This window comes from Alkalicaulis satelles (genome assembly GCF_008630495.1).
GTDB lineage: Bacteria > Pseudomonadota > Alphaproteobacteria > Caulobacterales > Maricaulaceae > Oceanicaulis > Oceanicaulis satelles.
Map to the genome: position 1 here is coordinate 1,127,029 of NZ_VWOJ01000001.1, position 24,217 is coordinate 1,151,245.

General features: G+C 66.2%; 19 protein-coding genes and 1 tRNA gene. 11 read left to right on the plus strand and 9 right to left on the minus strand.

The window, feature by feature from the left end:
* Positions 1-8: 8 nt before the first annotated feature.
* Together F1654_RS05470 and F1654_RS05475 are read right to left on the minus strand one after the other, a co-directional pair.
* On the minus strand, positions 9-1,346 hold the full coding sequence (locus F1654_RS05470) for a multicopper oxidase family protein (RefSeq protein ID WP_150022459.1): 1,338 nt from the start codon (positions 1,344-1,346) through the stop codon (positions 9-11).
* Positions 1,346-2,788, minus strand: a complete 1,443-nt coding sequence (locus F1654_RS05475) for a TolC family protein (protein ID WP_150022460.1) — start codon at positions 2,786-2,788, stop codon at positions 1,346-1,348. The genes F1654_RS05470 and F1654_RS05475 overlap by 1 nt, the downstream gene beginning before the upstream one ends.
* A 188-nt stretch (positions 2,789-2,976) precedes the next feature.
* Here F1654_RS05475 and F1654_RS05480 point away from each other — a divergent pair, with 188 nt between their 5' ends.
* Both F1654_RS05480 and cueR read left to right on the plus strand, forming a co-directional pair.
* Positions 2,977-3,723: a MauE/DoxX family redox-associated membrane protein gene (locus F1654_RS05480; protein ID WP_150022461.1), complete on the plus strand. Its 747-nt coding sequence runs from the start codon at positions 2,977-2,979 to the stop codon at positions 3,721-3,723.
* Positions 3,724-3,733: 10 nt separating this feature from the next.
* Complete coding sequence (gene cueR, locus F1654_RS05485) at positions 3,734-4,138, plus strand: Cu(I)-responsive transcriptional regulator (protein WP_150022462.1); 405 nt, start codon at positions 3,734-3,736, stop codon at positions 4,136-4,138.
* Between the two features lie 287 nt (positions 4,139-4,425).
* On the opposite strand, the gene F1654_RS05490 is transcribed toward cueR, so the two are convergent.
* Positions 4,426-4,515: transfer RNA gene (locus tag F1654_RS05490), tRNA-Ser, on the minus strand.
* A gap of 188 nt (positions 4,516-4,703) precedes the next feature.
* Here F1654_RS05490 and msrA point away from each other — a divergent pair.
* Genes msrA through F1654_RS05510 form a run of 4 tightly spaced genes read left to right on the plus strand, consistent with a single transcriptional unit; the run spans position 4,704 to position 8,017 of the window.
* Complete coding sequence (msrA, locus tag F1654_RS05495) at positions 4,704-5,369, plus strand: peptide-methionine (S)-S-oxide reductase MsrA (protein ID WP_150022463.1); 666 nt, start codon at positions 4,704-4,706, stop codon at positions 5,367-5,369.
* A gap of 6 nt (positions 5,370-5,375) precedes the next feature.
* A complete protein-coding gene (locus F1654_RS05500; protein WP_150022464.1) occupies positions 5,376-6,047 on the plus strand; it encodes an HAD-IB family phosphatase in 672 nt (223 codons plus the stop codon).
* Between the two features lie 54 nt (positions 6,048-6,101).
* Positions 6,102-6,854 (plus strand): 2OG-Fe(II) oxygenase, encoded by a 753-nt coding sequence (locus tag F1654_RS05505; protein WP_150022465.1) that lies wholly within the window; start codon positions 6,102-6,104, stop codon positions 6,852-6,854.
* Between the two features lie 44 nt (positions 6,855-6,898).
* Entirely contained in the window at positions 6,899-8,017 is a 1,119-nt protein-coding gene (locus F1654_RS05510; protein ID WP_199200463.1) for an FAD-dependent oxidoreductase, read from the plus strand.
* Here F1654_RS05510 and F1654_RS05515 read toward each other — a convergent pair.
* Both F1654_RS05515 and F1654_RS05520 read right to left on the minus strand, forming a co-directional pair.
* The gene (locus tag F1654_RS05515; protein WP_150022467.1) at positions 8,014-8,901 is read right to left on the minus strand and encodes a bile acid:sodium symporter family protein; all 888 of its coding nucleotides are present in this window, start codon (positions 8,899-8,901) and stop codon (positions 8,014-8,016) included. The genes F1654_RS05510 and F1654_RS05515 overlap by 4 nt on opposite strands.
* 9 nt (positions 8,902-8,910) lie before the next feature.
* Positions 8,911-9,735, minus strand: coding sequence for an alpha/beta fold hydrolase (locus F1654_RS05520; protein WP_150022468.1), 825 nt, complete (start codon positions 9,733-9,735; stop codon positions 8,911-8,913).
* A gap of 211 nt (positions 9,736-9,946) precedes the next feature.
* Between F1654_RS05520 and ileS the strand changes: the two genes are divergently transcribed.
* Genes ileS through nth form a run of 3 tightly spaced genes read left to right on the plus strand, consistent with a single transcriptional unit; the run spans position 9,947 to position 16,523 of the window.
* Positions 9,947-13,105 carry an isoleucine--tRNA ligase gene (gene ileS, locus F1654_RS05525; protein WP_150022469.1) on the plus strand — a complete coding sequence of 1,053 codons (3,159 nt, stop codon included), beginning with the start codon at positions 9,947-9,949 and terminating at the stop codon, positions 13,103-13,105.
* 44 nt (positions 13,106-13,149) lie between these two features.
* Positions 13,150-15,840: a leucine--tRNA ligase gene (gene leuS / locus F1654_RS05530; protein WP_150022470.1), complete on the plus strand. Its 2,691-nt coding sequence runs from the start codon at positions 13,150-13,152 to the stop codon at positions 15,838-15,840.
* On the plus strand, positions 15,837-16,523 hold the full coding sequence (gene nth / locus F1654_RS05535) for an endonuclease III (RefSeq protein WP_150022471.1): 687 nt from the start codon (positions 15,837-15,839) through the stop codon (positions 16,521-16,523). Before leuS ends, nth begins: the two co-directional genes overlap by 4 nt.
* Positions 16,524-16,563: 40 nt before the next feature.
* Here nth and F1654_RS05540 read toward each other — a convergent pair whose 3' ends face one another.
* Complete coding sequence (locus F1654_RS05540) at positions 16,564-17,613, minus strand: ribonucleotide-diphosphate reductase subunit beta (protein ID WP_150022472.1); 1,050 nt, start codon at positions 17,611-17,613, stop codon at positions 16,564-16,566.
* Between the two features lie 243 nt (positions 17,614-17,856).
* Between F1654_RS05540 and F1654_RS05545 the strand changes: the two genes are divergently transcribed.
* Entirely contained in the window at positions 17,857-19,362 is a 1,506-nt protein-coding gene (locus tag F1654_RS05545) for a L,D-transpeptidase family protein (protein WP_233205138.1), read from the plus strand.
* 83 nt (positions 19,363-19,445) lie between these two features.
* Here F1654_RS05545 and F1654_RS05550 read toward each other — a convergent pair whose 3' ends face one another.
* Both F1654_RS05550 and F1654_RS05555 read right to left on the minus strand, forming a co-directional pair.
* The gene (locus F1654_RS05550; protein ID WP_150022473.1) at positions 19,446-20,492 is read right to left on the minus strand and encodes a 1,9-bis(guanidino)-5-aza-nonane synthase; all 1,047 of its coding nucleotides are present in this window, start codon (positions 20,490-20,492) and stop codon (positions 19,446-19,448) included.
* The gene (locus F1654_RS05555) at positions 20,492-21,763 is read right to left on the minus strand and encodes a type III PLP-dependent enzyme (RefSeq protein WP_150022474.1); all 1,272 of its coding nucleotides are present in this window, start codon (positions 21,761-21,763) and stop codon (positions 20,492-20,494) included. The genes F1654_RS05550 and F1654_RS05555 overlap by 1 nt, the downstream gene beginning before the upstream one ends.
* A gap of 316 nt (positions 21,764-22,079) precedes the next feature.
* On the opposite strand from F1654_RS05555, the gene F1654_RS05560 reads away from it, so the two are divergent.
* Positions 22,080-23,303: a substrate-binding domain-containing protein gene (locus tag F1654_RS05560; RefSeq protein WP_150022475.1), complete on the plus strand. Its 1,224-nt coding sequence runs from the start codon at positions 22,080-22,082 to the stop codon at positions 23,301-23,303.
* A 78-nt stretch (positions 23,304-23,381) separates the two neighbouring features.
* On the opposite strand, the gene folE is transcribed toward F1654_RS05560, so the two are convergent.
* Positions 23,382-24,008 carry a GTP cyclohydrolase I FolE gene (folE, locus tag F1654_RS05565; protein WP_150022476.1) on the minus strand — a complete coding sequence of 209 codons (627 nt, stop codon included), beginning with the start codon at positions 24,006-24,008 and terminating at the stop codon, positions 23,382-23,384.
* Positions 24,009-24,217 lie beyond the last annotated feature (209 nt).

The following is a 24,217-nucleotide window of genomic DNA, read 5'->3' on the forward strand; positions in this document are numbered from 1 at the left end:
CGCCCGGCTCAGGTCCGGATGCCGTCGCGCGCCAGCTCTTGCGAGGTGGCGGCGCGCGCCGTGGTGCCGTCCGGCGCCCTGTACCAGCCCGGATCGTCATAACTGGTGATGCCGGGGCGTACTTTCAGGATCGTGACCATCCCGCCCATTCCGATGTGATCAAAGGGCCCTTGCGCCCCCACCATGGGAATGGAGTTTTCCGGAATGCGCATATGGCCCATTTCCACGTGCTCGCCGTGGGCGGCCATGTCGTCGCCGTCCATGGCCATATAGCCAGGCACCAGATCGGACACCAGGCCCGTGAACGAGGACTGGTCCACCCCGACCATATTCTCGATATCGTGCCCCATCTGGTTCATGACATGGTGGGTCATGTGGCAATGGACGGCCCAGTCCCCGGGATTGTCGGCCACGAACTCGATGGTCCGGGCGGAGCCCACCGGCACCAGCACCGTGGCTTCCGGCCAGCGGCCCGCCTCGGGAATTTCACCGCCGTCCGTGCCCACCACCTGGAAGGTATGGCCGTGCACATGGAAGGGGTGGTGATCCATGGCGGACAGGTTCGCCACGCGCATCCTGACCCTCTGATCCTGCCGCACCACCAGCGGATCGGTGCCGGGGAAGGCCTTGGCGTTGAATGTCAGGACATTGAAATCCGTCATCTCGTTGGGATCGGGACGGCGCGCACCCGGACGAATTTTCCAGGTCGACAGCATCAGGGCGAAGTCACGGTCAACCCTGTAGGCCGGTCTGCGCGGGTGGATAACGAACATGCCCATCAGGCCCATCGCCATCTGGGTCATCTCGTCATGGTGAGCGTGATACATCTGGGTTCCGTGCTGCACGAGCGGGAATTCGTACCGGAACGTCTCGCCCGGACGGATCAGCCGCTGTGTCAGGCCGCCAACGCCATCCATTCCCGATGGCAGGATCAGGCCATGCCAGTGCACGGCTGTGGCGGCGCGAAGCCGGTTGGTGACATAGATCCTGACCCGGTCGCCCTCCACCGCCTCGATTGTGGGGCCATGGACCTGGCCATTGAAGCCCCAGCAAGTCGCCCTCAGGCCCGGCGCGAACTCATGTTCGAGCTCCTCTGCGATCAGGTGGAACACCTTCACGCCGCCGACCACCCTGAAGGGAAGCGTTGAGCCATTGGGCGTGATCACCGGCGTGTAGTGAACCCCGGGCTCGCCAGGTGGATAGTCTCCGGGCTCCACGCTGCGCGCATGATGGGGACCGGGAGCGGACGAAGACGCATTGGCGCGCCCCCCTGCCAGACTGGCTCCGGCTGCGGCCAGACCTGCAGCGGCGAGGGCCCCGCGACGGCTGAGAATGAACTGGCTCATCAGTGATCATGTCCTTCATGCCGGTGTGTGTGATCATGCTCTTCGGACGCGGCGGCGCCTGCGCGAGAGGGCTGGCGGTCTGGAGGCGGCCTGGACTGTCCTAAATCCGCGACCCTGACATGGCGCTCCAGCTCTGCGCGTGCGCGCCAGTATTCTTCAACCGCCTGAACATAGTCGCGCCCTGCATCCACCCGGTCGCGCCGGGCCATCAGCAGCTCGAACATACCGATCTGCATCGCGTTGAAATCGCGCACGACGCCGTCGAACACATCGGCGGAAATCCTCAGCGACACGTCGCGGTGAAACAGGGCCAGTTCACGGGCCGCCTCGGCGCGCATGGCCGCAGACCGGCTCTGCGTCAGGCTGTCGAGGCGCGCCTGCTGGAGCTGTCGCCAGGCTTGCCGGAACTGCGCGCTCGTCCGCAACCGTCCGGCCGCGCCAAAATCAAGCGGCAGGGAAAAGCCAAGCCCATAGGCTTCAGACCAGCCTCCGCGGCGCTCGAACTCGCCAATCAGCTCCACATCACCCAGCAGCGCCTCGACATTGCGCACGCCCCGGCGCGCCGCCACTTCCCGCAGCCGGGCTTCAGCGGCGGCCACAGAGAAGCTGTCCCGCACGGCGGTGTCTGCAACGTGCTGTGCATCAATCACCTCGCCAGGCGGGGCGGGCAAGCGAGACAGGGTCTGCAAGGCCCCGGCCTGGCGCTCATCCAGACCGAGCACCGCAATCAGCCGCTCACGCGCCGGACCAATACGGCCCTGCGCGCGCATGCGTTCGGCTGTCATCCGCGCAGCGAAATGGCGCTGCCGGTCAAGGTCCACACGCGCGATATTGCCCGCGTCATAGATGGCCTGAGCGGCCAGACGCGCCGCCTCGCCTGCGCTTTCGGCCTGTTCATAGAGATCCAGCGCCTGACGGGCGGCGACATACTCAACATAGGCGATGCGCACATGCGAGGCGGCATCGGCCAGACGGCTGGCCGCCTGTGCGCTGGCGGCCGCCATGCCCGCTTCGCCCGCGCGTGCGCGCTGAGGCCAGAACAACAGCTCCAGCAAGGACACGCTGACATCCACTTCCAGCTCGTTGCCGCGCGCCGCACGGACCACTTCGATGACCGGATTGGGAGGCAGAACGGCCGACAGGAAGGCGGCTCTGGCTATCCCGAGCTCTTCAAGATCGGACTGGATGGCCGGGCTGTTGAGGAAGGCGATGGCCACAGCCTCATCCATACCCACCCGCGCTTCAAGGAGGCGGTCGACCGAGGCGTCCAGCTCGGCCCTGTCCTCATCGGTCCGAGCCCAGCCCGGCGCGGCGCCCGTGCGCGCTTCCACCTGCGCCGAGAGTTCTGCAAAGCTGGTATCAGGCGCGAAGCTGGCGCATCCCGAAACCGCCAGCGCAATCACCCCGGACGCCAGGGCGCCTCTGATCTTCAGGAATGTCATCCGTCAAACACCTGCGATGTGTCTTTGCTCGTGAACCAATACGCGATGGGCGGCGCTTTCCCTCACGATCGCAGCGAAGCTGCTCAGCGGACCGTTTTGGCCTTCCCCCTGCGCTTGACCCTCCCATGGTGGTAAGGTTCACGGTGCGCCCCAGCCACACCTGAACGCCCATGGAAAGGACGCCTTTGATGACCGGCAAGACAGCCACGCTCTACCGCATGGAAACGCCCGAGCATAAATGCCCCTACGGGCTGAAGAGCCGCCATCTCCTGCGCAGCAAGGGCTACACGGTCGAGGACAATCTGCTGACCAGCCGCGAGGCGGTGGACGCGTTCAAGGCCGAGCATGGCGTGAAGACCACGCCGCAGACCTTCATTGATGGGAAGCGCATTGGCGGGTACGAGGCGCTGGAAACCCATCTGGGCGTCGCGAAGGCGAAGAAGGAAACGACCTACACGCCGGTGATCGCCCTGTTCTCGGTATCGGCCCTGCTCGCCTTCGCCGTCGCCTGGCAATCGGATACGCCCATCGTGAGCTTGCACACGGTGGAGTATTTCATCGCCATCGCCATGGTGCTGCTGGGCCTGCAGAAGCTGACCAATATCGAAGCCTTCGCCACCATGTTCCTCAATTACGACCTGCTGGCGCGGCGCTGGGTTCCCTATGGACGCATCTATCCGTTTGCGGAAGCTGGCGCGGGTCTGCTCATGCTGGCGGGCAGCCTGATCTGGCTCGCCTCCCCGGTCGCGCTATTCATCGGCACGATTGGCGCGGTATCGGTGTTCAGGGCCGTCTATATCGAGCGGCGCAAGCTCAAATGCGCCTGCATGGGCGGAGAGAGCCGTGTGCCGCTGGGCTTCATCTCGCTGACCGAGAACCTGATCATGATCGCCATGGCGATCTGGATGCCGCTGCGCATGTACGGCGTGATTTGAGGCGGGCGCGATGAATATCGGCGAAGCGGCGAAAGCCTCGGGCATCTCGCGCAAGATGATCCGCTATTACGAGGAGATCGCCCTGCTCGAGCCGGGGCGCACGGCCAACGGCTATCGAGTCTACGCGCCCCAGGACATCCACACGCTGCGCTTTATCAGCGCGGCGCGGCGGCTGGGTTTTTCCGTGCCTGACGTGAAGGCCCTGCTCGCCCTGTGGCAGGACCGCTCGCGCTCCAGCGCCGATGTCAAACGCCTTACGGACGGCCATCTCAGGCATTTGCGCGCCCGCGTGGCCGAACTCAACGCGATGATCGCCACGCTGGAAACTCTGGCCGGGGCCTGTGACGGCGATGAGCGCCCGGACTGCCCGATTATCAATCGCATCGCCTCGACCGCTGAGCCGGACCCGGCCTGATCAAAGATCCAGCTCCGCCCGTACGCCCGCCGCAACCAGCAAGGATCACCACCATGGCCGGCCCTGCTCCACACACCTTCACCCCGGCGCTCGGCCAGGCATGGCTGATCCCTGCCTGCGACGCGGCCATCGCGCTCGCTTCAGCAAGACTTTGGGGCAGAGCTGATAAGTCCAAGACCTGGCCCGCGCCGAGAGACGCTACTCGCGTTACACAAGAGCCCACACGCGGCGTCACACAGCGCTCGCCAAAGGCGGTATAAGCAATTTATATATAGGCCAGCTGCAACTGGCGGTGAGGGTGGGATTCGAACCCACGAGACGGTTTCCCGCCTACACGCGTTCCAGGCGTGCGCCTTCGACCACTCGGCCACCTCACCGTCGAGGGCGCGGAACCTAGCCGATCTGGCGGGCCGGTCAAGCGCGCCCGCCATGCGCTTTCGCCCGCCCTGCGGCCCTTTCGCAGCGCCATGCGGCGCGGCGCCCGTGACGCAGGCTGCGCGCGCCCCTATCTTAAGCCTCGCGCGCAGGCGAGGACCCGTGCGCGCCAGCATTCCGGAGAGCCCTGATGCGCCTGCGCAGCGATAGCGAGTTCAAGACCGTCCTGGTCCCCGCCGACAAGGCCCTGCCGGGCCGGTTCCAGTCGATTCCCACCGCCCAGACCCATTTCACCCTGGGCGGCGCGCTGAAGGCTGAAGTTCCCGCCGGGGCGCAGGAGATCATCCTGGCCATGGGCTGTTTCTGGGGCGTGGAGCGGGTGTTCTGGCGCCTGCCCGGCGTGATCAGCACGGCGGCGGGCTATGCCGGCGGCATCACGCCCAACCCCACCTATGAGGAAGTGTGCTCGGGGCGCACCGGCCATACCGAGGTGGTGCGCGTGGTCTTCGATCCGCGCCAGCTGCCGCTGGAGGCGCTCCTGAAAACTTTCTGGGAAAGCCACGACCCCACCCAGGGCATGCGCCAGGGAAATGATATCGGCACCCAGTACCGCTCGGCGATCTACTGGACCAATGAAGACCAGCGCGCCGCCGCCGAAGCAAGCGCGGCCGCTTATAACGAGGCGCTGGCCGCCGCCGGGCGCGGCGCGGTCACCACCGAGATCCGCGAGGCCGGGCCGTTCTATTACGCCGAGGAGCATCACCAGCAATATCTGGCCAAGAACCCGGACGGGTATTGCGGCATTGGCGGCACCGGCGTGACCTGTCCCATCGGGACCGGGATCGCAGCGCACTGACGCCCGATGAGCCGCCTGATCGTCTTTGACGTGGATTCCACCCTGTTGCAGGTGGAGAGCCTGGACTTCGCCGTCGCGCGCGCCCTCAAGGCAGCGCCGGACGGGTCGCAGCGCGCGCAGCGCCTGTCGGCCATCACTGACAAGGGCATGGCCGGGGCGCTCGATTTCCGCGCTTCGCTGGAACAGCGCATCGCGATCGCGGGGCTGACACGCCATGACATCATGCCGGCCTCCGTGGCGCTCGCAGACCTGATCACGCCGGGCATGGACGCGCTGACCGAAGCCTTGCGCGCGAAAGGGCATGGCGTGTTCGCGGTGTCGGGCGGATTTCTGGAGCTTCTAGGCCCGGCGCTCGCCACGCTCGGCTTCATGCCGGACGATGTGCGCGCCAATCGCTTCACGTTTGACGATACGGGCGCGGTCACCGGGTTCGACCGGGACAATCCGCTCTCGCGCTCGGGGGGCAAGGCGGAGGTGGTGCGGGCGCTGAAATCCCGGACCGGGGCGGGATCAGCGGTGATGGTCGGGGACGGCATGACCGATTACGAGGCCTTCGCAGATGGTGCAGCGGACGCCTTTATCGGCTTTGGCGGCGTGGTGGCGCGCGAGCCGGTGCGCGCCAGAGCCCCGGCCTGGGCGGGCGATGTGGATGCGCTGGCCAAACTTCTGGGCGCCTGAGCCCTGACAAATCTCTCTTGCGCAAGGCCTGCTAATGGGCGCAATGGCGCGATCATGCACCAGAGCCTCGCCACACCCCGGCCCCTGTTCGGAGACAATCTGACCGCCAGCCTGATCGCGGGGCTGGAGGCGCACGGCTGGGCCCATGCGCCCGGTGCGCTGGATGATGAACTGACAGCCGCGCTGCGCGCCGAGGCGCTGGTCCTAGATGAGACGGGCGAGACCCATGCCGGGGCGGTGGGGCGCGGGCGCCACGAGCAGCATGACCGCTCCATAAGGCGCACCCGCATCGCCTGGCTGGATGGCGCCAGCCCCGCCCAGACCCGCTTCCTGGAAGGCGCCGAAGCCCTGCGCCGCAGCCTCAACCGGGCGCTCTATCTGGGTCTGTTCGAGTTCGAGGCCCATTACGCCGTCTATCCGCCCGGCGGCTTCTATGCGCGCCATCTCGACGCCTTCACCCTGCCCGCCGCCGGGGCGGGCGCAGGCGCAGGCCTGGGCCGGCGCGCCGAGCGCTCGCGGGTAGTGTCTCTGGTGGCCTACCTCAATGACCACTGGGAAGAAGGCCATGGCGGGCGCCTGGCCCTGTGGGAGCGTGCGCCCATGGGCGCGGACGCGCGCCCGGACATGGCGGCGCTGGACGATGTCACACCCGCCGCCGAGATCGCCCCGGCGCCGGGCGGGCTGGTGCTGATGCTGTCAGAATCCATCCCCCATGAAGTGCGCCCGGCGTTTGCGCCGCGCATCGCCATTGCGGGCTGGTTCCGGGTCAACGCCTCGGTCGGCGGCGCTCTCGACCCGGCGCGATAGGCGCGCGATAAGACGCCATGGCTTTCAATCAGCGGAGCGGTTCCATGATGCAGCGGCGCGCCTTCCTGACCCTGGCCGCCGGCGCGGCGGCGGGCGCTGTCCTGCCCTTCAGCGCGCGCGCCTCAGGCCCGGCGCCCTCCCTGCCCGCGCTGGACGTGCATCCCGGACGGATCATCCGCACGGTGGCGGGTCTGCGCCCGTTCCGGGCCGAGGGCTATGTGGTGCGTGCTGAGCGCTTCAGCCGGCGCCAGACCCTGGTCCATCATTACGGCCATGGCGGCGCCGGTGTGACCATGAGCTGGGGCACGGCGGCCGAAACCGTGCGGGTGCTGGAATCGGCCACGTCCGAACGCAGCTGCGCCGTGATCGGGTCCGGGGTGATCGGGCTGACCACCGCGCTCATGCTCTTGCGGCGCGGCCATCAGGTGACGCTCTACGCTGACGCCCTGCCCCCGCACACCACATCCAATATCGCTGGCGCCTATTGGGGCATCGCCAGCCTCTACCGGCGCGATGCGGCGAGCCCGGACTTCATGGCGCGCATGCGTGCGGCGGCGCGCTACGCCCACCGCGCTTTCCAGCATCTGGCCGGTGATCCGCGCTATGGGGTCTACTGGGTGCGCGCGTTTGATCTCTATGACCGCCTGCCCGCCAATCCCGCCTCACGTCCGGACATGCCCGAGCTCTTTCCCGGCTTTTCGCGCGCCCTGGGGCCGGACGCCTATTGGGGGCACTCGGCGGTGGACAGCTTTCACCAGCTGATGATCGATCCCGACATCTATCTGCGCGCCCTGATGGCCGATGTGGAAAATGCGGGCGGGCGCTTTGCCGCCGCCCGGTTCGAGGATGCGCGCGATGTCTCGCGCCTGCGCGAGCGGGTGATCGTCAACTGCACAGGGATGGGCGCGCGCGCCCTGTTCGGCGATGAGCAGCTGGAGCCCAACCGGGGCCAGCTGACCCTGCTCCTGCCCCAGCCGGAGATCGATTACGCCTACACCACACGGTTTGAAGGCGCCTCGCTCTACATGTTCCCGCGCCGCGGGGCGTTGGTGCTGGGCGGCTCGCACGGGCGCGGGGACTGGTCGCTGGAGATTGATCCGGCCGAGCAGGACCGGGTGCTGCGCGGCCATGGCGAGATGGCGAGGGCGATCGCGGCGGGCTAGCCTGCTATCCGCCGGGCGCGGCGGGCGGCCTGTGACCAGCGCCGGGCCCAGACGATGAAGCCGCCCGCCGTGGCGAACATCAACAGTCCATAGACCGCCGCCGGAACCGCGTAAGCGAGATCGCCCAGGAGCGCGACCGACACCACGATGGCCAGGGTCGCGTTCTGCAGCCCGCATTCCAGCGTCAGGGCGATGCGCTGGCGCATGCGCAGGGCCATCAGGCTGGACACCGCAAACGCAATTGTCATGGCCGCCAGATTGAGCGCCAGCGCCACCAGCCCGGCTTCGGCGAAGCGCTGGATTGTAACCGCAATCCCCTCCGACAGCACCGTAGCGGCCACCACCGCCACGAACACCAGTCCCGACATCAGGCGCGAGCGCCGCTCGATCAGGGCCGCCACGCCCGGTGCGATGCGCCGCAGTCCCATGCCGATGGCCACCGGGATCACGGTCAGGGCGAAAATGGTCAGGCCGGTGGTCACAAGGCCCACATCCGGCGCATCCGGCCCCATGAACAGGGCCAGCGCAATGATCAGCACCAGCGGCACGGTGATCACCGAGAGCAGGCTGGTCAGCGCCGTCAGCGAGATGGACAACGCCACATCTCCGCGCGCCATGTGAGTGAGCAGGTTAGAGGTGGTCCCGCCCGGACAGGCGGCCAGCAGCACGATCCCCACCTTCAGAACCGGCGGCGCCGGGATCAGCGCCACAATGGCGATGGCCAGCAGCGGCAGGGAGATGAATTGCAACGCCGCGCCCGTAAGGAAAGCCTTGGGCTGGCTGAAAATGCGCCGGAAATCCTGCGGCGTCAGACCAACGCCGAGGGCGAGCATGATGAAGGCCAGCGCCAGCGGCAGCAGCACCTGGGCGAAGATCGTATCCATGGGACGCGATCAGGTCAGGGATTCGAAACAGGCCGCAACCGTATCGGGATCCGTCATGAAGCCGTTGCGCGCCACGTCGAGCGCGATGAAATTCCAGCCTGGCCCCCGGCCAGGCCCGATCATGGCCTCGGAGCTGGGCGCATAGACCTGCCCTGCCGCATGAATGCAGGTGCGCGCCAACGGCTGCCAGCCGCCATTGTCCAGCGTCAGCTCATCAAGCCAGGTTTTCATGGGATGCCATGTCAGGCGGCGCTCCAGCCAGGCGATATTGGCCGCATCGTCTTCCGGCACCAGCATTTTGGCTGGGTAATGATCCCAGAACACCATCTTGTAGCCGTCGCGGAAGTCCGCCGTGCGCGCCAGCCACCAGTCCGGATACTCGCCCGTTTCAGGGTCGCGCATCACCCCGGCGCGGCGCGTTTCGGTGGGGATCAGGGCGTCGAAGAAAGCGATATGGGCGATGCGCCCGGGCAAGCGGTCCGCGGCGCCGGTGATGGCGATGCCGGTAAAGGAATGGCCGATCAGGATCACGTCCTGAAGCTCTTCGGCCTCGATGGCGCTGACGATGTCGGTGATATGGGTGTCGAGGCCGGTCTCGGGGCTGATGAGATGAGCGCGCTCGCCGCACCCGGTCAGGGTGGGCGTGATTACCCGGTGGCCCGCCGCGCGCAAGCGCGAGGCCACATGCGCCCAGCACCAGCCGCCATGCCAGGTGCCATGCACCAGGCAGAAATCCTTGCGTGCGCCCTGACGTGACAAGGCAGGGGCGGAAACCGCGCCCGCCGCCAAAGCAGCGGCGCCAGCGGCCAGAGCGCGGCGCGTCAGTCCGGTCATGATCGCCTCCTTGCATGCGATGAGCAGGACTCAAGATAGCCTGTCCGGACAAATCGGCCAGCCCTCGCGCGGCCAATGCCTGCACACGCCTTGACCGGATGGCGCCGGGGCGCTACCGCCGCATGTTGCGCGCGCACATGCGCGCGTCCCCTCTCTTCGCCCTGCCGCTTAGCCGCGTCCGGCGCGAGGACACGCCCGAACGAGGACGACCATGGCCGAGACCAGCCCCAAGCCGGCGGACCGCCGGTTTCCCGAAGCCGCCAGCCCGGCTGGCCTGCCGGCGGTGGACCGGGAGATTCTGGCGTTCTGGAAGGCCGACGCCACGTTCCAGGCCTCGATTGACGAGCGCCCGGAAGACAATCAGTTCGTCTTCTTTGACGGCCCGCCCTTCGCCAACGGCCTGCCTCATTACGGACATTTGCTGACCGGCTTCGCCAAGGACGTGATCCCGCGCTACCAGACCATGAAGGGCCGCCGGGTGGAGCGCCGTTTCGGCTGGGACACCCATGGCCTGCCCGCCGAACTCGCCGCCGAGAAGGCGCTGGGCATTTCCGGGCGCAAGGCGGTGCTCGACATGGGCATCGACAAGTTCAACGACGCGGCGCGCTCGGAAGTGATGAAATACGCCGGCGAGTGGGAGGAATACGTCACCCGCCAGGCGCGCTGGGTCGATTTCGAGAACGATTACAAGACGCTCGACACCGGCTTCATGGAAAGCTGCCTGTGGGCGTTCAAACAGCTCTGGGACAAGGGTCTGGTCTATCGCGACTACCGGGTCGTGCCCTATTCCTGGGCGGTGGAAAGCCCGCTGTCAAATTTCGAGACGCGGCTGGACAATGCATACCGCAACCGGACCGACCCGGCCGTCACCGTGGGCTTGCGCATCCGTGAGAGCCAGGGCGCGCTGTCCGGCGCCCAGCTGCTGATCTGGACCACCACGCCCTGGACCCTGCCGTCCAACCTGGCCGCCGCGGCGGGCGCGGACATCAGCTATGCGGTGATGGAGAAGGAGGGCGAGCGCTATATCCTCTCGGCCAACGCGCTGGAAAAATACAAGAAACAACTTGAAGGCGCCGTGCAGACCGCGACCGTGAAGGGCGCGGAGCTGGCCGGGCTGACCTATCATCCCCCGTTCAATTATTTCGAAGGCCACGAGAACGCCTTCCGTGTACTGATCGAGGAGTTCGTCACTGACGAGGACGGCACAGGTGTGGTGCATATGGCGCCGGGCTTTGGCGAGGACGACCTCAATGCCTGCCGCCGCGCCGGCATCGCCGTTGTGGTGCCGGTGGACCAGGCCGGGCGCTATACCCGCGAGGTGAGCGATTACGAGGGCATGCTGGTGTTCGACGCCAACAAGCCCATCATCCAGCGCCTCAAGGAAGAGGGCAAACTCTTCCGCCACGACACATACGACCATAATTATCCTCATTGCTGGCGCACGGACGAACCGCTGATCTACAAGGCGGTGGACAGCTGGTATCTGCGCGTGTCGGACTTCCGCGAGCGCATGGTGGAGCTCAACAAGCAGATCAACTGGACGCCCGCCCACGTGAAGGACGGAATTTTCGGCAACTGGCTGGCCGGCGCCCAGGACTGGAACATCTCGCGCTCGCGCTTCTGGGGCACGCCGATCCCGGTCTGGGTCAGCGATGATCCGAATTATCCGCGCACGGAAGTCTACGGCTCCATCGCCGAGCTGGAGGCCGCTTTCGGCGTCAAGGTCACCGATCTGCACCGCCCCTATATCGACGCCCTTACCCGGCCCAACCCGGACGATCCCACGGGTAAATCGAAAATGGTCCGGGTGGAGGATGTGTTCGATGTCTGGTTTGATTCCGGCTCCATGCCGTTCGCCAGCGTGCACTACCCGTTTGAGAACAAGGACTGGTTCGAGGCCAATTTCCCGGCCGATTTCATCGTGGAATACGTCGCCCAGACGCGCGGCTGGTTCTACACGCTGATGGTGCTGGGCACGATGCTGTTCGACCAGCCGCCCTTCCGCAACGCCATCTGCCACGGTGTGGTGCTGGACGAGAACCGCCAGAAGCTGTCCAAGCGTCTGCGCAATTATCCCGATCCGCTGGAATTCTTCGACAAGGCCGGTTCGGACGTGATGCGCTGGTTCCTGATCTCCTCGCCCGTGCTGGGTGGCGGCGATCTGCTGGTGCCCAAGGAAGCGCGCGACATCGCCGCGGTGCAACGCGAGGCCATCGCGCCGCTGATGAACGCCTACGCCTTCTTCTCGCTCTACGCCAATCTGGAGACGCGCGCGCCGCAGATCATCCGCGAGGCGTCTGATCCGCTGGACCGCTATATCCTGACCAAGACCGGCGAGCTGGCCGCAGGGGTTCAGAGCGCGCTCGACGCCTTCGACATTCCGCGCGCCTGCAAGGCGGCGACGGCGTATTTCGATGCGCTGACCAACTGGTATATCCGCCGCTCGCGCGCACGCTTCTGGGGCTCGGCGGACGAGGCCTCGCGCCATGCCGCCTTCGATACGCTCTATACCGTGCTGACCCAGGTCTGCCGCATCCTGGCGCCGCTCCTTCCCATCGTGACGGAGAAGATCTGGAAATCGCTCACGGGCGGGCGCTCGGTGCATCTCACGCTGTGGCCGTCAGCGGACGAGTTTGCTCACGACCATGATCTCGCCCGGGCGATGGACCTGGTGCGCGAGGCGTGCTCAGCAGCGCTGTCGGTGCGCGAGCGCCATCGCCTGCGCGTGCGCCTGCCGCTGAAAGTACTGACCCTGGTCCATGCCGACGCCGAGGCCATGGCGCCCTATACCGGGCTCATCGCCGAGGAGCTCAATGTGCGCCAGGTGGCCCTGTCCACCGATCTGGACGCCTACGGCTCGGTGGAGCTGAAGATCAATCCGCAGATCGGCAAACGTCTGGGCGCGAAGATGAAAGAGGTGATGGGAGCCGCGCGCACAGGCGCCTTCACGCTGCATCCCGACGGCACGGCTGAGGTCGCGGGCGAAACCCTCTCTGCCGACGAATTCACCTTGCGCATGATCGCCGCCGAGGGCAGCGCCGCCGAGCCCTTCGCGGGCACCGGCGCGGTGATCCTGGACATCTCCGTGGACGCCGACCAGGAGCGCGAGGGCCTGGCGCGTGATCTGGTGCGCGCGGTGCAGGCCGCCCGCAAGGACGCCGGGCTGGAGGTCTCCGACCGCATCCATCTGGGCGTGTCGGGCGGGCCGGACGTGGCCGAAGCCATCGCCGCCCATGGTGAATTCATCCAGGCTGAAACCCTCGCCCTGAGCCTCTCGCTCAGCGCGGAAGGCGGTCATATCAGCGAACAGGACGTATACGGCGGACAGGTGCGCCTGTCGGTGCGCAAGACGGACGGCCACAGCGCCTGACCCGAAAAGACAAGACGGCGCAAGCGCGCCGCGTGAGGACGATGATGAGCGAAGCGGTCTATGATTTTTCCGCCCTGGAAGCCAAGTGGCGCGAGGCCTGGGACCGGCTGGGCGTCAACCGCACGCCGCATCCCAAGCCCGGCGACAAGACCTTCTACGTGCTGGACATGTTCCCCTACCCGTCCGGCGCCGGGCTGCATGTGGGGCATCCGGTAGGCTATCTCGCGACAGATATCGTGGCGCGTTACAAGAAGATGCAGGGCTTTACCGTGCTGCATCCCATGGGCTGGGACAGTTTTGGTCTGCCCGCCGAGCAGTACGCGGTGCGCACCGGCGTGCACCCGGCCGTGTCCACGGCGGAGAATATCGCCAACTACAAGCGCCAGATGGCGCTGCTGGGCCTGGGCTATGACTGGGACCGCGAGATCGCGACGTCTGAGCCCGGCTATTACAAATGGACCCAGTACATCTTCACCCGGCTCTATAACGCCTGGTATGACGAAGCTGCGGACCGGGCCCGGCCCATCGAGGAGCTGCCCGTTCCTGAAGACGTGACCGCTGAAGGCAAGCTGGCGGTGCAGGCCTATCAGGACGCGCGCCGGCTGGTCTATTTCGACACCGCGCCGGTCAACTGGTGCCCGGAGCTGGGCACGATCCTGGCCAATGAAGAGGTGTTCGACGGCAAGTCCGAGCAGGGCTATGAGGTCGTGCGCATCCCGCTGCGTCAGGTGAAAATGCGCATTACGGCGTATGCGGAGCGCCTGCTGGCCGATCTCGACGGGCTGGACTGGCCCGAGGGCATCAAGGACTCCCAGCGCAACTGGATCGGGCGATCCCAGGGCGTCTCCCTGCGCTTCGCCGTGGAGGGCCATGACCAGCAGGTCGAGACCTTCACCACGCGCGTGGACACGCTGGGCGGCGTGACCTTCCTGGCCCTGGCGCCCGAACATCCTCTCGTGGATGAGATCACCACGCCCGACATGCGCGCTGCGGTGAGTTCCTATGTGGAGGCCGCCGCGCGCAAATCCGATCTGGACCGCACCGTAGACGCGGAAAAGACCGGCGTGCTCACTGGCGCCGAAGCGGTCAATCCGGTGACGGGCCGCAAAGTGCCCATCTTCGTGGCCGATTATGTGCTGCCCGACTATGGCACGGGCGCCGTGATGGGCGTGCCCGCCCATGACGAGCGCGACTTCGCCTTTGCGAAATCCTATGGCCTGGACATCGTGCCGGTGATTGATCCGGGTGCGGATCATCCTGCGCGTGCGGACGTGCTGGCGGGCGAGGCCTGCTGGACCGAGGACGGGGTGATGCTGGCCGCGCCCGATGATAGCGGGCTTTATCAGGCTGGGGTGCGCTGGCGCGAGGCGCGCGAACAGGTCGCCGACATGCTCGAAGGGCGCGGCCTGGGCCAGCGCGTGACCACCTATAACCTTCGCGACTGGACATTCGCCCGCCAGCGCTATTGGGGCGAGCCCATCCCCATCGTCCACTGGGAGGACGGCACGCGCACCACGCTGGATGTCAGCGAGCTGCCGCTGACCCTGCCTCATATCGAGAGCTACAAGCCGACAGGACAGGCCGAGAGCCCGCTGGCGCGCGCCGGGGACTGGCTGGAAGTCACCGACCCCAAGACCGGCCTCAAGGGCCGGCGCGAGACCTCCACCATGCCGCAATGGGCCGGCTCGTGCTGGTATTATCTGCGCTTCAAGGACCCGAAGAATGACGCGGCTCTCGCCGATCCCGACATCGAGCGGGCCTGGGGCATGGTGGACCTGTATGTGGGCGGCGCCGAGCACGCCACCTTGCACCTGCTCTATGCGCGCTTCTGGCACAAGGTGCTGTTCGATCTGGGCCTGATCTCCACCAAGGAGCCGTTCCAGAAACTGATCAATCAGGGCCTTCTGACCAGCCACGCCTTCAAGGATTCGCGCGGCGTGGTGCTGCCCGTGGATGAGGTGGAGGCCCGCGAGGACGGGACTTATCTCCACATATCCACCGGCGCCAAGGTCGAGCGGGTCGGCGCCAAGATGTCGAAATCGCTGCGCAATGTGGTCACGCCCGACCATGTGGTGGAGCGCTTCGGCGCCGACGCCTTCCGCGTGCACATGATGTTCATGGGCCCCGTGGAAGCCATGCGCCAGTGGGACACGGACGCCGTGGCCGCCGCGCTGAAATTCCTGCGCCGCATGTGGCGCCATGTCACCGGCGCGCTGGCCGCGCCCGCATCAGAAGAGCCCAAAGCCGTGACCCTGGCGGCGGCCAAGCTGGTGATTGCGGTCAGCGAGGATCTGGAGAATCTGCGCCTGAACACCGCCATCGCCGAGCTGATGAAATATCTCAACGCCGCCGAAGGCGAGCCGGTCACGCTTGAGACCCTGCGCACCGTGATCCGCGTGCTGGCGCCGTTCGCGCCCTTCATGGCCGAGGAGCTGTGGGAGAAGGCCGGCGGTGAGCCCAGCGTGTTCAAGGCTGAGTGGCCCAAGGCCGACGCCAGCATGATCAGCGCGGCCATCGAAACCGTGGAGCTGGTGGTGCAGGAAGGCGGCAAGCGCCGCGCCTCCATCCCGGTGGCGCCCGATGCGGACGACGCCAGGCTGCGCGAGAGCGCGTTCGCGCGCCTGCGCGAGATGGGCAAGGTCACCGAAGGCGTTGATCTGTCCAGGGTGATCATCGTGCGCGACAAGAAGACCGGCCATCCGCGCCTGATCAACATCCCCAAGCTGGACGGATGAGGACGCCGGCGAAAAAGACCCGCGCTCCGCGCAAGCCCCGCGGCCTCAATCGCGAGCAGGCCGAGGAAATCTATGCGCGCCTGGCCGAGATCCGGCCCGAGCCGCGCACCGAGCTGGAATACGTCAATGCGTATACGCTGGTGGTCGCCGTGGCGCTGTCAGCCCAGGCCACCGATGTGGGGGTGAACAAGGCGACGCGCCGCCTGTTCGCCGCCGCCGACACCCCTGAGGCCATGCTGGCGCTGGGCGAGGATGCGGTGCGCGAGCACATCAAGACCATCGGCCTGTTCCGCAACAAGGCCAAAAACGTGATCGCCCTGTCACGCCTGATCGTTGACGAATTTGGCGGCGAGGTGCCGCGCACCCGCGAAGCGCTGATGCGCCTTCCTGGTGTGGGGCGCAAGACCGCCAATGTGGTCATGAACGAGGCGTTCGGCGAGCCCACCATCGCGGTGGACACCCATATCTTCCGCGTCGCCAACCGTACCGGGCTGGGACCGGGCAAGACGCCTGACGAGGTGGAAGCGCGCCTGGAAGCGATCACGCCGCCCGCCTATCTGAAAGGCGCCCATCACTGGCTGATCCTGCACGGGCGCTATGTGTGCAAGGCGCGCAAACCCGAATGCTGGCGCTGCGCCATCGCCGATCTGTGCCGCTTCAAGGACAAGACGCCTGCGCCGTGATCTTACGGCGCAGGCGTCCTGAGATACGCGCTGCCTGAACTTATTCCGCAGGCAGTTCGTTGGCCGCGCCACGCTCGCTCAGGGTCTTGTCGAACAGGCCCCACACCCCGTCCTCGCCGTGCCAGGCGCCCTTGGTGGCGCCCTTGGAGTATTCGGTGGCGCGCGCCTCGAAGAAATTGGCGTGCTCGACCCCGTTGAGGATCTCGCTCAGCCACGGGATCGGGTGTTCCTTGACGCCATAGATGGGCTTGAGCTTGAGCTGGCCCATGCGCCAGTCGGCGATATAGCGGATGTATTGTTTGATGTCCTCGGGCGTCATGCCCTCCACCTCGCCGGCCTCGAAGGCCAGCTCGATGAACTTGTCCTCCAGCGACACCACCGTCTTGCAGCAATCGGCGATATCGTCCTTGACCGACTGGGTGAGGGCGCCGGTCTCGGCGGCGAAGGTGTGGAACAGCTTCATCATGCCCTCGCAGTGCAGCGATTCATCGCGCACCGACCAGGACACGATCTGGCCCATCCCCTTCATCTTGTTGAAGCGCGGGAAGTTCATCAGCATGGCGAAGCTGGCGAACAGCTGCAGGCCTTCGGTGAAGCCGCCGAACACCGCCATGGAGGTGAGGATGTCCTTGTCGGTCTCCACTCCGAACTTGCCCAGATAGTCGTGCTTGGCCGCCATCTCCTGGTACTCCATGAAGGCGGAGAACTCGGAATCGGGCATGCCGATGGTCTCAAGCAGCAGCGCATAGGCCGCGATATGGACCGTCTCCATATTGGAGAAGGAGGCCAGCATCATGCGCACTTCAACCGGCTTGAAGAGCGGCATGTAGTTTTCCATGTAATTGGCGCCGACCTCCACATCCGACTGGGTGAAGAAGCGGAAAATCTGGGTCAGCAGATTGCGCTCGCGATCATCAAGACGCGTCGCCCAATCCTTGCAGTCCTCGCCCAGCGGCACTTCCTCGGGCAGCCAGTGGACCTGCTGCTGGATCTTCCAGAAATCATAGGCCCACGGATAGCGGAAGGGCTTGTAGGAATGGCTCGGCGTGAGCAGGCCCGGGCGGTCGCTGGCGGCGGTGTGCAGGGTCATGGCGTCTCAGGCGTCCTTCATCATCAGCTGGCGAGTCGCGCACGATGGCGCGCTCACAAGACCAATATATTGTGGTGAAGGTCTGCTTAACGTCCACCCCTTGTGTGCGCACCGCGGCATTTTCCCACAGCCCGTCCACAGGAAATAGCGCTGAAGGCCACCGGCCCGTCCACCCGATTAAGCTACCCCCCGGGCGCAGGGTTTGTTAACACATGCCCAACGGCGTCGGGGGGAACGAGTCGCATGCATCTGACCAAGGCGGTGAACACCTTTATGGCGGCGCTGGCCTGCGCCGCCATCCTGGCAGGCGCTGCGCATGTCCAGACCCGGGGCGAACCCTGGCGGGACGCCGAGATCGCAGAGCTCGCCGGCGCCTTGTCGGAGGCCTGGACCCACGGGCTGGACCCGTCGCGCTATGCCGACGCCGACGCCCTCACCGCCCTGCCGCGCGGACCGGAACGCGACCGGATGGCGCGCGAGGCCTGGTTTGCGCTGGCCTCTGATCTGGCCTTCGGACAGGTCGATCCGCGCCGTCTGGACGCCGACTGGACCGCCCCGCGCCGGGAGATCGACCTTCTCACCCATTACGCCGAGGCGCGCGAAGGCAAAGGCATTTACGCCAGCCTGGAGGCGCTGGCCCCGGCCCATCCCGATTATGAAGCCCTGCGCCGCGAACTGATCCGGCGCACCATTTCGCCCACCGCGCCCGTCACCGTGCCGCGCGGAGCCCGCCTGCGCCGGGGCGAGGAAGGTCCGCGCGTCGACGCCCTGCGCGCGCGCCTGCACCAGCTGGGCCTTATTGATACGCCCGGCGCGCCCGGCGAGGCGTTCGACGCCCGGCTGGAAACCGCGCTGATGCGCTTTCAGGCCCGCCACAATCTCTCCGCCGACGGCGTTCTGGGCGACGACACCCTCACCGAGCTCAATGCCGGCAATGGCCGCCGGGTGGATCAGCTGCGCGCCAATCTGGAGCGCTGGCGCTGGCTGCCTGCCGATCTGGGCGAGCGCCATATCCGCGTGAATATCGCCGATTACCGGCTGGAGGCATGGGCCAATGGGCGTGCGGAGCGCGTCCACCAGGCCCAGATCGGTGCGCGCTGGACCTCCACGCCGGTGTTCTCCGAAGAGATGCGCCTGGTTGAGATTAATCCTTGGTGGTACACGCCCATGAGCCTGGGCGAGCCCTGGCTGCGGCGTTTTCGCACCAATCCGGCGTCAGCCTACGCCAATGGCTATCACCTGGTGGATCTCCATACCGGCCAGCGCGTGGACGCCCATTCAGCCGACTGGGCGAACCGGCGTTACCGGGTGATCCAGCAGCCCGGTCCCAACAACGCCATGGGCCAGGTCAAATTCCTGTTTCCCAACATCCATAATGTCTACATCCACGACACGCCCCATCAGAGCCGCTTTCTGAACACCCAGCGCGATGATTCAGCCGGGTGCGTGCGGGTGCGCGAGCCGGTGGAGCTGGCCATCTGGGTGCTGGCCGCCGAGGGCTGGAGCCCGGCCGAAGTGCGCGCCGCCTTCGACGCCCGTCAGACCCGTCGGGTGCGGCTGACCCACCGCATCCCGGTGCACATCCTCTACTTCACCGCCGTGGCCGACGGGTTCGGCCAGGTGCGCTATGTCCATGATGTCTACCGGCGCGATAATGCGCTGATCCGGGCCCTGGACGGCGATCTGCCGCCCCTGCCCGCCGCGCCGCGCGCGCCTGCAGAGATCGACGAGAACGCCCAGGTGAACTGAAGGAGCTTTGCCGTTGAGACATTAAACCCCCCGCCCGGATCGCCGGGCGGGGGGTTTAATGTCAGGGCGCGTAGCGCGACCCCCTAGTCCTGGAACATGTCACCGAAGCGGCGCCGCGGCCGGGTTTTCCAGGCGCCGCGGTGGAACACGTCCGAGACGATGACCGGCGCCACGGTGGTGGCTTCGGCATAAACCATCTGCTCAAGCGTCACGTCCACCTTGCCCCAGGAGCAGGCCTCCTTGAGCGTCGAGGACGAGCAAGCGCCGTCGCGCACATCGGCCACCGTGATCTGCACGGCGTATTCGTGCATGGGCACGTCGTGGCCGAGGATTTCGGCGCACACCACTGTGTCCTGGGCGAAGTTTTTCGGCACGCCCCCGCCGACCATGAACAAGCCGGTCTTGCCCGCCTTGATCTTGATGTCGGTCAGCTCGCGGAAATCGGCCACCGCGTCGATGGCCAGATAGGGCTTGCCCGCCTTCATCCGGTCAACCTGATGGCGCACCAGGCCGAATCCCGCCGAGCAATCGGCGAAGGCCGGCACGAAGATCGGCACGCCGTGGGTGTAGCATTCCTCGATGAGGGAGCCTTCCTTCTTGGCGTTGCCGTCCGCCAGCCACTTGCCCATCGCCTTGATGAAGGCCCGAGAGGAAATCGGCTTGGGATCAAGGCTGTCCGCGATGTCGCCGATCGTGTGATCGGTGGTCTGCAGCTCTTCCTCGTCGATATAGGTGTCGTAAATGCGGTCGATATAGAGCTCGCGCAGCACGCGGTCGTCCGGGATCTCGCGGGCCTGATAGTGCTTGAAGCCAAGGGCCTCGAAGAAATCCATGTCCACGATGGAGGCGCCGGTGGCCACGATGGCGTCCACCATGTTGTTGCGCACCATGTCGCGCCACACATGCATGCACCCGCCCGCTGAGGTCGATCCGGCGAGCGTCAGGATCACCGAGCAGTCCTGGTCGGCCACAGCCGCCTGGAGGATGCGCGCCGCCCGCGCCGCATCGCGCGAGGAGAAGCTCATCTTCTCCCACGCATCAATGATCACGCGCCCATCGAATGAGGCGATATCGATATGCTCGACCGGGCTCGACAGGAGCTCGGCCTTACGCTGGGAAGTCTCGGTCATCAACGCCTCTTCATCATGCGATTTTTCATCAGACGGTGCCGGCGCCGGCGCAAGCCGCGCGCGAAGGGCACCACGCGTCCGCCATCCTCGCCACCGGCCGCAACGGCCTCGGACGCATCGGCGGGATCATACATGGAGGCCCAGGGGAAATCGGCGACCGTGACGGTCTCCACATCCCCGAACCCGTTAAACCGGGTGGCCATGGCCGTACCATAGGCGCCCAGCATGCCGAACTCCAGCACATCGCCTTCCATCAGGTCCGACGGCAGGGAATAGGGCCCCGGCATGGAATCAATGGAATCGCAGGTCGGCCCGTACAGCTTGTACAGCGCGGTTTCTTCGGACGGCGCGCCATGACGGCGGTGCACGCGCATCGGGAACGGCCATTTGGCGTGCACGATATCGAACAGGCACCCGTAGGAGCCGTCATTCATGTACACCGCATCGCCCTTGACCAGCTCCACGCGAGTCAGGACCGAGACCGCCTCGGCGATCAGCGCCCGGCCCGGCTCGCACCACAGATCGGCGTTGGACAGGACCATCATGTCCTCGAACGCGCTGCGGATGGCGGCCACATATTCGCTCATGGGCGGCGGGATCATGCCGGGATAGATGGCCGGGAAGCCCCCGCCCACATCCACGATGTCCACCGTCACGCCCGCCTTGGCGATCAGGCGCGAGGCTTCCATCATGGCCGAGCGGTAGGCGCTCGGTGCCATGCACTGGCTGCCCACGTGGAAGCTCACGCCCAGCTCTGCGGCGTGGGCGCGGGTCTTGCGGATCAGGTCCGGCGCCTCGTCCTCGCCCGCGCCGAACTTGCCCGCCAGCGGCAGGGTCGCGCCGTCATTGGAGACGGCCAGGCGCACCACCAGGGTGAGATCGGGCGCATGCCCGGTCTCGGCCAGAATCTTTTCCAGCTCCGCCTCGCAATCGAGCACGAAGATCTTCACGCCATGGTCGAAATACGCCGTGCGGATCGCATGGCGGCTCTTGACCGGATGCATGAAGGCCATCGTCGCGCCCGGGCAGCGCGAAGCAACGAGTTCGACTTCCGGCAGGGAGGCGACGTCAAACCAGCGAATGCCGGCCGCATACAGGGCATCGATCACCCAGTGCGACGGGTTGGCTTTGACGGCGTAGAGAACCTCGCCGGGAAAATTGGTCTGGAACCAGGAGGCTGCGGCTGTCAGCCGGTCCGGACGCGCGCAGGCGACCGGGCCTTCGACAGGCCGAGAGCGGACCAGGTCCAGGGGCGTATCGTACTGTGACAACTCACGTGACCCCCTGCTTGCAGTTAACCCAATCCGGCATCGTCACCTCCGCCGGGAAGCGCGAAATAGGCGCATTGCTCCCGCCTGTAAAGACGAAATGGTCTGCGCGCCGGCGAAATCTTTCACATGCCGCCCCCGTCGTAAAGCACCGGGGCGGGTGCAAGGCCTCCATCGTCGCAAAAACTTCACGCCGCCAGGGCCCGCTTCGCCTTGCGGGCAAGGGGGCGGGCGGGCATACGGGGCGTGGCGCGCCGGCCCGGCTCCGGGAACGGGCCCATACGATCTGATAGATCTGAAATCGAATGCGAGGGATGAGATGACCGGTTTTGTGCATCTGACGGCGGGCGTGGCCGCGCTGGCTTTGCTGGCCGCCTGCGGCGAGCCGCGCGAGGCGATCTCGCTGAGCGACGAACCCGATGAAACCACACAGGACGCAGACACGGCCCAGGCGGGCGCCCCTGCCCCCACACGCCGTGGCTCAGGCCGTCAGGGCCTGCGCATTGTAGGTTCGTCTACCGTATTTCCCTTCACCACCTCGGTGGCGGAGAATTTCGGCGCCAAGACCGAATTTCCCACACCCGTCGTGGAATCGGTCGGCACGGGCGGGGGCATGAATCTGTTCTGCGCCGGGGTCGGGCTGGACTTCCCCGACATGACCGGCGCCTCGCGCCGCATGCTGGCCAGCGAGTACCAGCTTTGCCGCGATAATGGCGTGACCTCCATCACCGAAATCCGCATCGGCTATGACGGCATCGTATTCGCCAACTCCATCGAGGCCGAGCCGGTGGAGTTCCGTCTGCGCGACCTGTATCTGGCGCTGGCCGCCGAAATTCCCGCGCCGCTCAACACGGACGGCGAGCCCTTGCTGACCGCTGCGGGGGGCTTGCGCGAGGGCTTCAGCTTCTCCGACGCCGCCGATTATGATTGCGCGACCTTCATCGCCAATCCGTTCCGGCGCTGGTCGGAGGTGAATTCAGACCTGCCCGCCGAGCGTATCGAGGTGTTCGGCCCGCCGCCCACCTCGGGCACGCGCGACGCGCTGGTGGAACTGGGCATTCAGGGCGGAGCCCGCGCCATATCCTGCATGGCCGAGCTGCGCGCTAGCGACCGGGTGCGCTTCAATGCCCTGGCCAGCCGGCTGCGCGAGGACGGGCCGTGGATTGATGGCGGCGAGGACGACAATGTGATCGTGCGCACCGTCCACAACACGCCGGGCATGTTCGGCGTGTTCGGCTATTCCTATCTCGAACAGAACGCCGACCGGGTGCAGGGCGCGTCCATTGACGGGGTCGAGCCCACCTATGAGACCATTTCCGAAGGCGATTATCCGGTCTCGCGTTCCATGTTCGTCTATGTGAAGAACCAGCATGACGGGGTGGCGCCGGGCCTGCGCGATTTCATCATCGAGCTGACCGATGACGAGGCCTGGGGGCCGTTCGGCTATCTGGCCGACCGCGGGCTGATCGCCCTGCCCGAAGCGCGCCGCATCCAGCAGGCCCGCGACGCCCGCGCCCTCACCCCCATGAGCGCGCCCGAATAGGCCGGATCATCAAAGCGGATATGACAAGCCCCGGCGCGCTGCGCCGGGGCTTTTTCATTCAACACTGAAGATCGAGGCTTACCGCCTGGGCTGCTCGCACAGGCGCATGAAGCGCTCGCGCAGCTCGGCATTGGCCTTGAACTCGCCGGTGAAAGTGGTGGTGATCGTCGATACGTGCGGGTGGTGCACCCCGCGCGTGGTCATGCACTGGTGCTTGGCGTCCACGAACACCGCCACGCCGCGCGGGGCCATCGCGTCATTGATGGCGTCAGCGATCTGGGCGGTCATGGTCTCCTGGGTCTGAAGGCGCTTGGAGAAGGCCTCGACCACCTTGGCGATCTTGGAGATGCCCACCACGGCGCGGTCCGGCAGATAGGCCACGCAGGCCGTGCCAAGGATCGGCGCGATGTGGTGCTCGCAATGCGATTCCACGTCGATATGGGTCAGCATGACCATGTCGTCATAGCCCTGCACATCCTCGAAGCGCTTGCCGAGGATTTGCACGGGGTCTTCGTGATAGCCGCGGAACCATTCCTCATAGGCTTTCACCACCCGCTTGGGGGTTTCGATCAGGCCTTCGCGGCGCGGATCATCACCGGCCCAGCGGATCAGGGTGCGCACGGCCTCTTCGGCCTGTTCGCGCGTCGGACGGGGGGTGTCGGCCGGCGCAGCGGCCAGCGTGGTCTTGTCAGTCATGGCGTCCATGGAACGCGGATCCTTTCGTTGACGGGCGGACAGGCCGGAGCCTGCCCGAAGTACCGGTTTCCGGATCCAGCGAAAGCGGCGCGATCGGGCCGCGGGGCTTGCGCCGGGTCGGCGGCGTATCTCCGGAACGCGCAGGTCATACCTGCACGCCCGGCGGTAAGTTAGGCGCCCGCCGGAAGAATCCAATGCGGCGCGCCCTCTTTTTTATA

Coding starts and splice junctions, on each gene's coding strand:
- F1654_RS05470 (WP_150022459.1), bottom strand. CDS start 1,346: ATGAGCCAGTTCATTCTCAGCCGTCGCGGGGCCCTCGCCGCTGCAGGT.
- F1654_RS05475 (WP_150022460.1), bottom strand. CDS start 2,788: ATGACATTCCTGAAGATCAGAGGCGCCCTGGCGTCCGGGGTGATTGCG.
- F1654_RS05480 (WP_150022461.1), top strand. CDS start 2,977: ATGACCGGCAAGACAGCCACGCTCTACCGCATGGAAACGCCCGAGCAT.
- cueR (WP_150022462.1), top strand. CDS start 3,734: ATGAATATCGGCGAAGCGGCGAAAGCCTCGGGCATCTCGCGCAAGATG.
- msrA (WP_150022463.1), top strand. CDS start 4,704: ATGCGCCTGCGCAGCGATAGCGAGTTCAAGACCGTCCTGGTCCCCGCC.
- F1654_RS05500 (WP_150022464.1), top strand. CDS start 5,376: ATGAGCCGCCTGATCGTCTTTGACGTGGATTCCACCCTGTTGCAGGTG.
- F1654_RS05505 (WP_150022465.1), top strand. CDS start 6,102: ATGCACCAGAGCCTCGCCACACCCCGGCCCCTGTTCGGAGACAATCTG.
- F1654_RS05510 (WP_199200463.1), top strand. CDS start 6,899: ATGATGCAGCGGCGCGCCTTCCTGACCCTGGCCGCCGGCGCGGCGGCG.
- F1654_RS05515 (WP_150022467.1), bottom strand. CDS start 8,901: ATGGATACGATCTTCGCCCAGGTGCTGCTGCCGCTGGCGCTGGCCTTC.
- F1654_RS05520 (WP_150022468.1), bottom strand. CDS start 9,735: ATGACCGGACTGACGCGCCGCGCTCTGGCCGCTGGCGCCGCTGCTTTG.
- ileS (WP_150022469.1), top strand. CDS start 9,947: ATGGCCGAGACCAGCCCCAAGCCGGCGGACCGCCGGTTTCCCGAAGCC.
- leuS (WP_150022470.1), top strand. CDS start 13,150: ATGAGCGAAGCGGTCTATGATTTTTCCGCCCTGGAAGCCAAGTGGCGC.
- nth (WP_150022471.1), top strand. CDS start 15,837: ATGAGGACGCCGGCGAAAAAGACCCGCGCTCCGCGCAAGCCCCGCGGC.
- F1654_RS05540 (WP_150022472.1), bottom strand. CDS start 17,613: ATGACCCTGCACACCGCCGCCAGCGACCGCCCGGGCCTGCTCACGCCG.
- F1654_RS05545 (WP_233205138.1), top strand. CDS start 17,857: ATGCATCTGACCAAGGCGGTGAACACCTTTATGGCGGCGCTGGCCTGC.
- F1654_RS05550 (WP_150022473.1), bottom strand. CDS start 20,492: ATGACCGAGACTTCCCAGCGTAAGGCCGAGCTCCTGTCGAGCCCGGTC.
- F1654_RS05560 (WP_150022475.1), top strand. CDS start 22,080: ATGACCGGTTTTGTGCATCTGACGGCGGGCGTGGCCGCGCTGGCTTTG.
- folE (WP_150022476.1), bottom strand. CDS start 24,008: ATGGACGCCATGACTGACAAGACCACGCTGGCCGCTGCGCCGGCCGAC.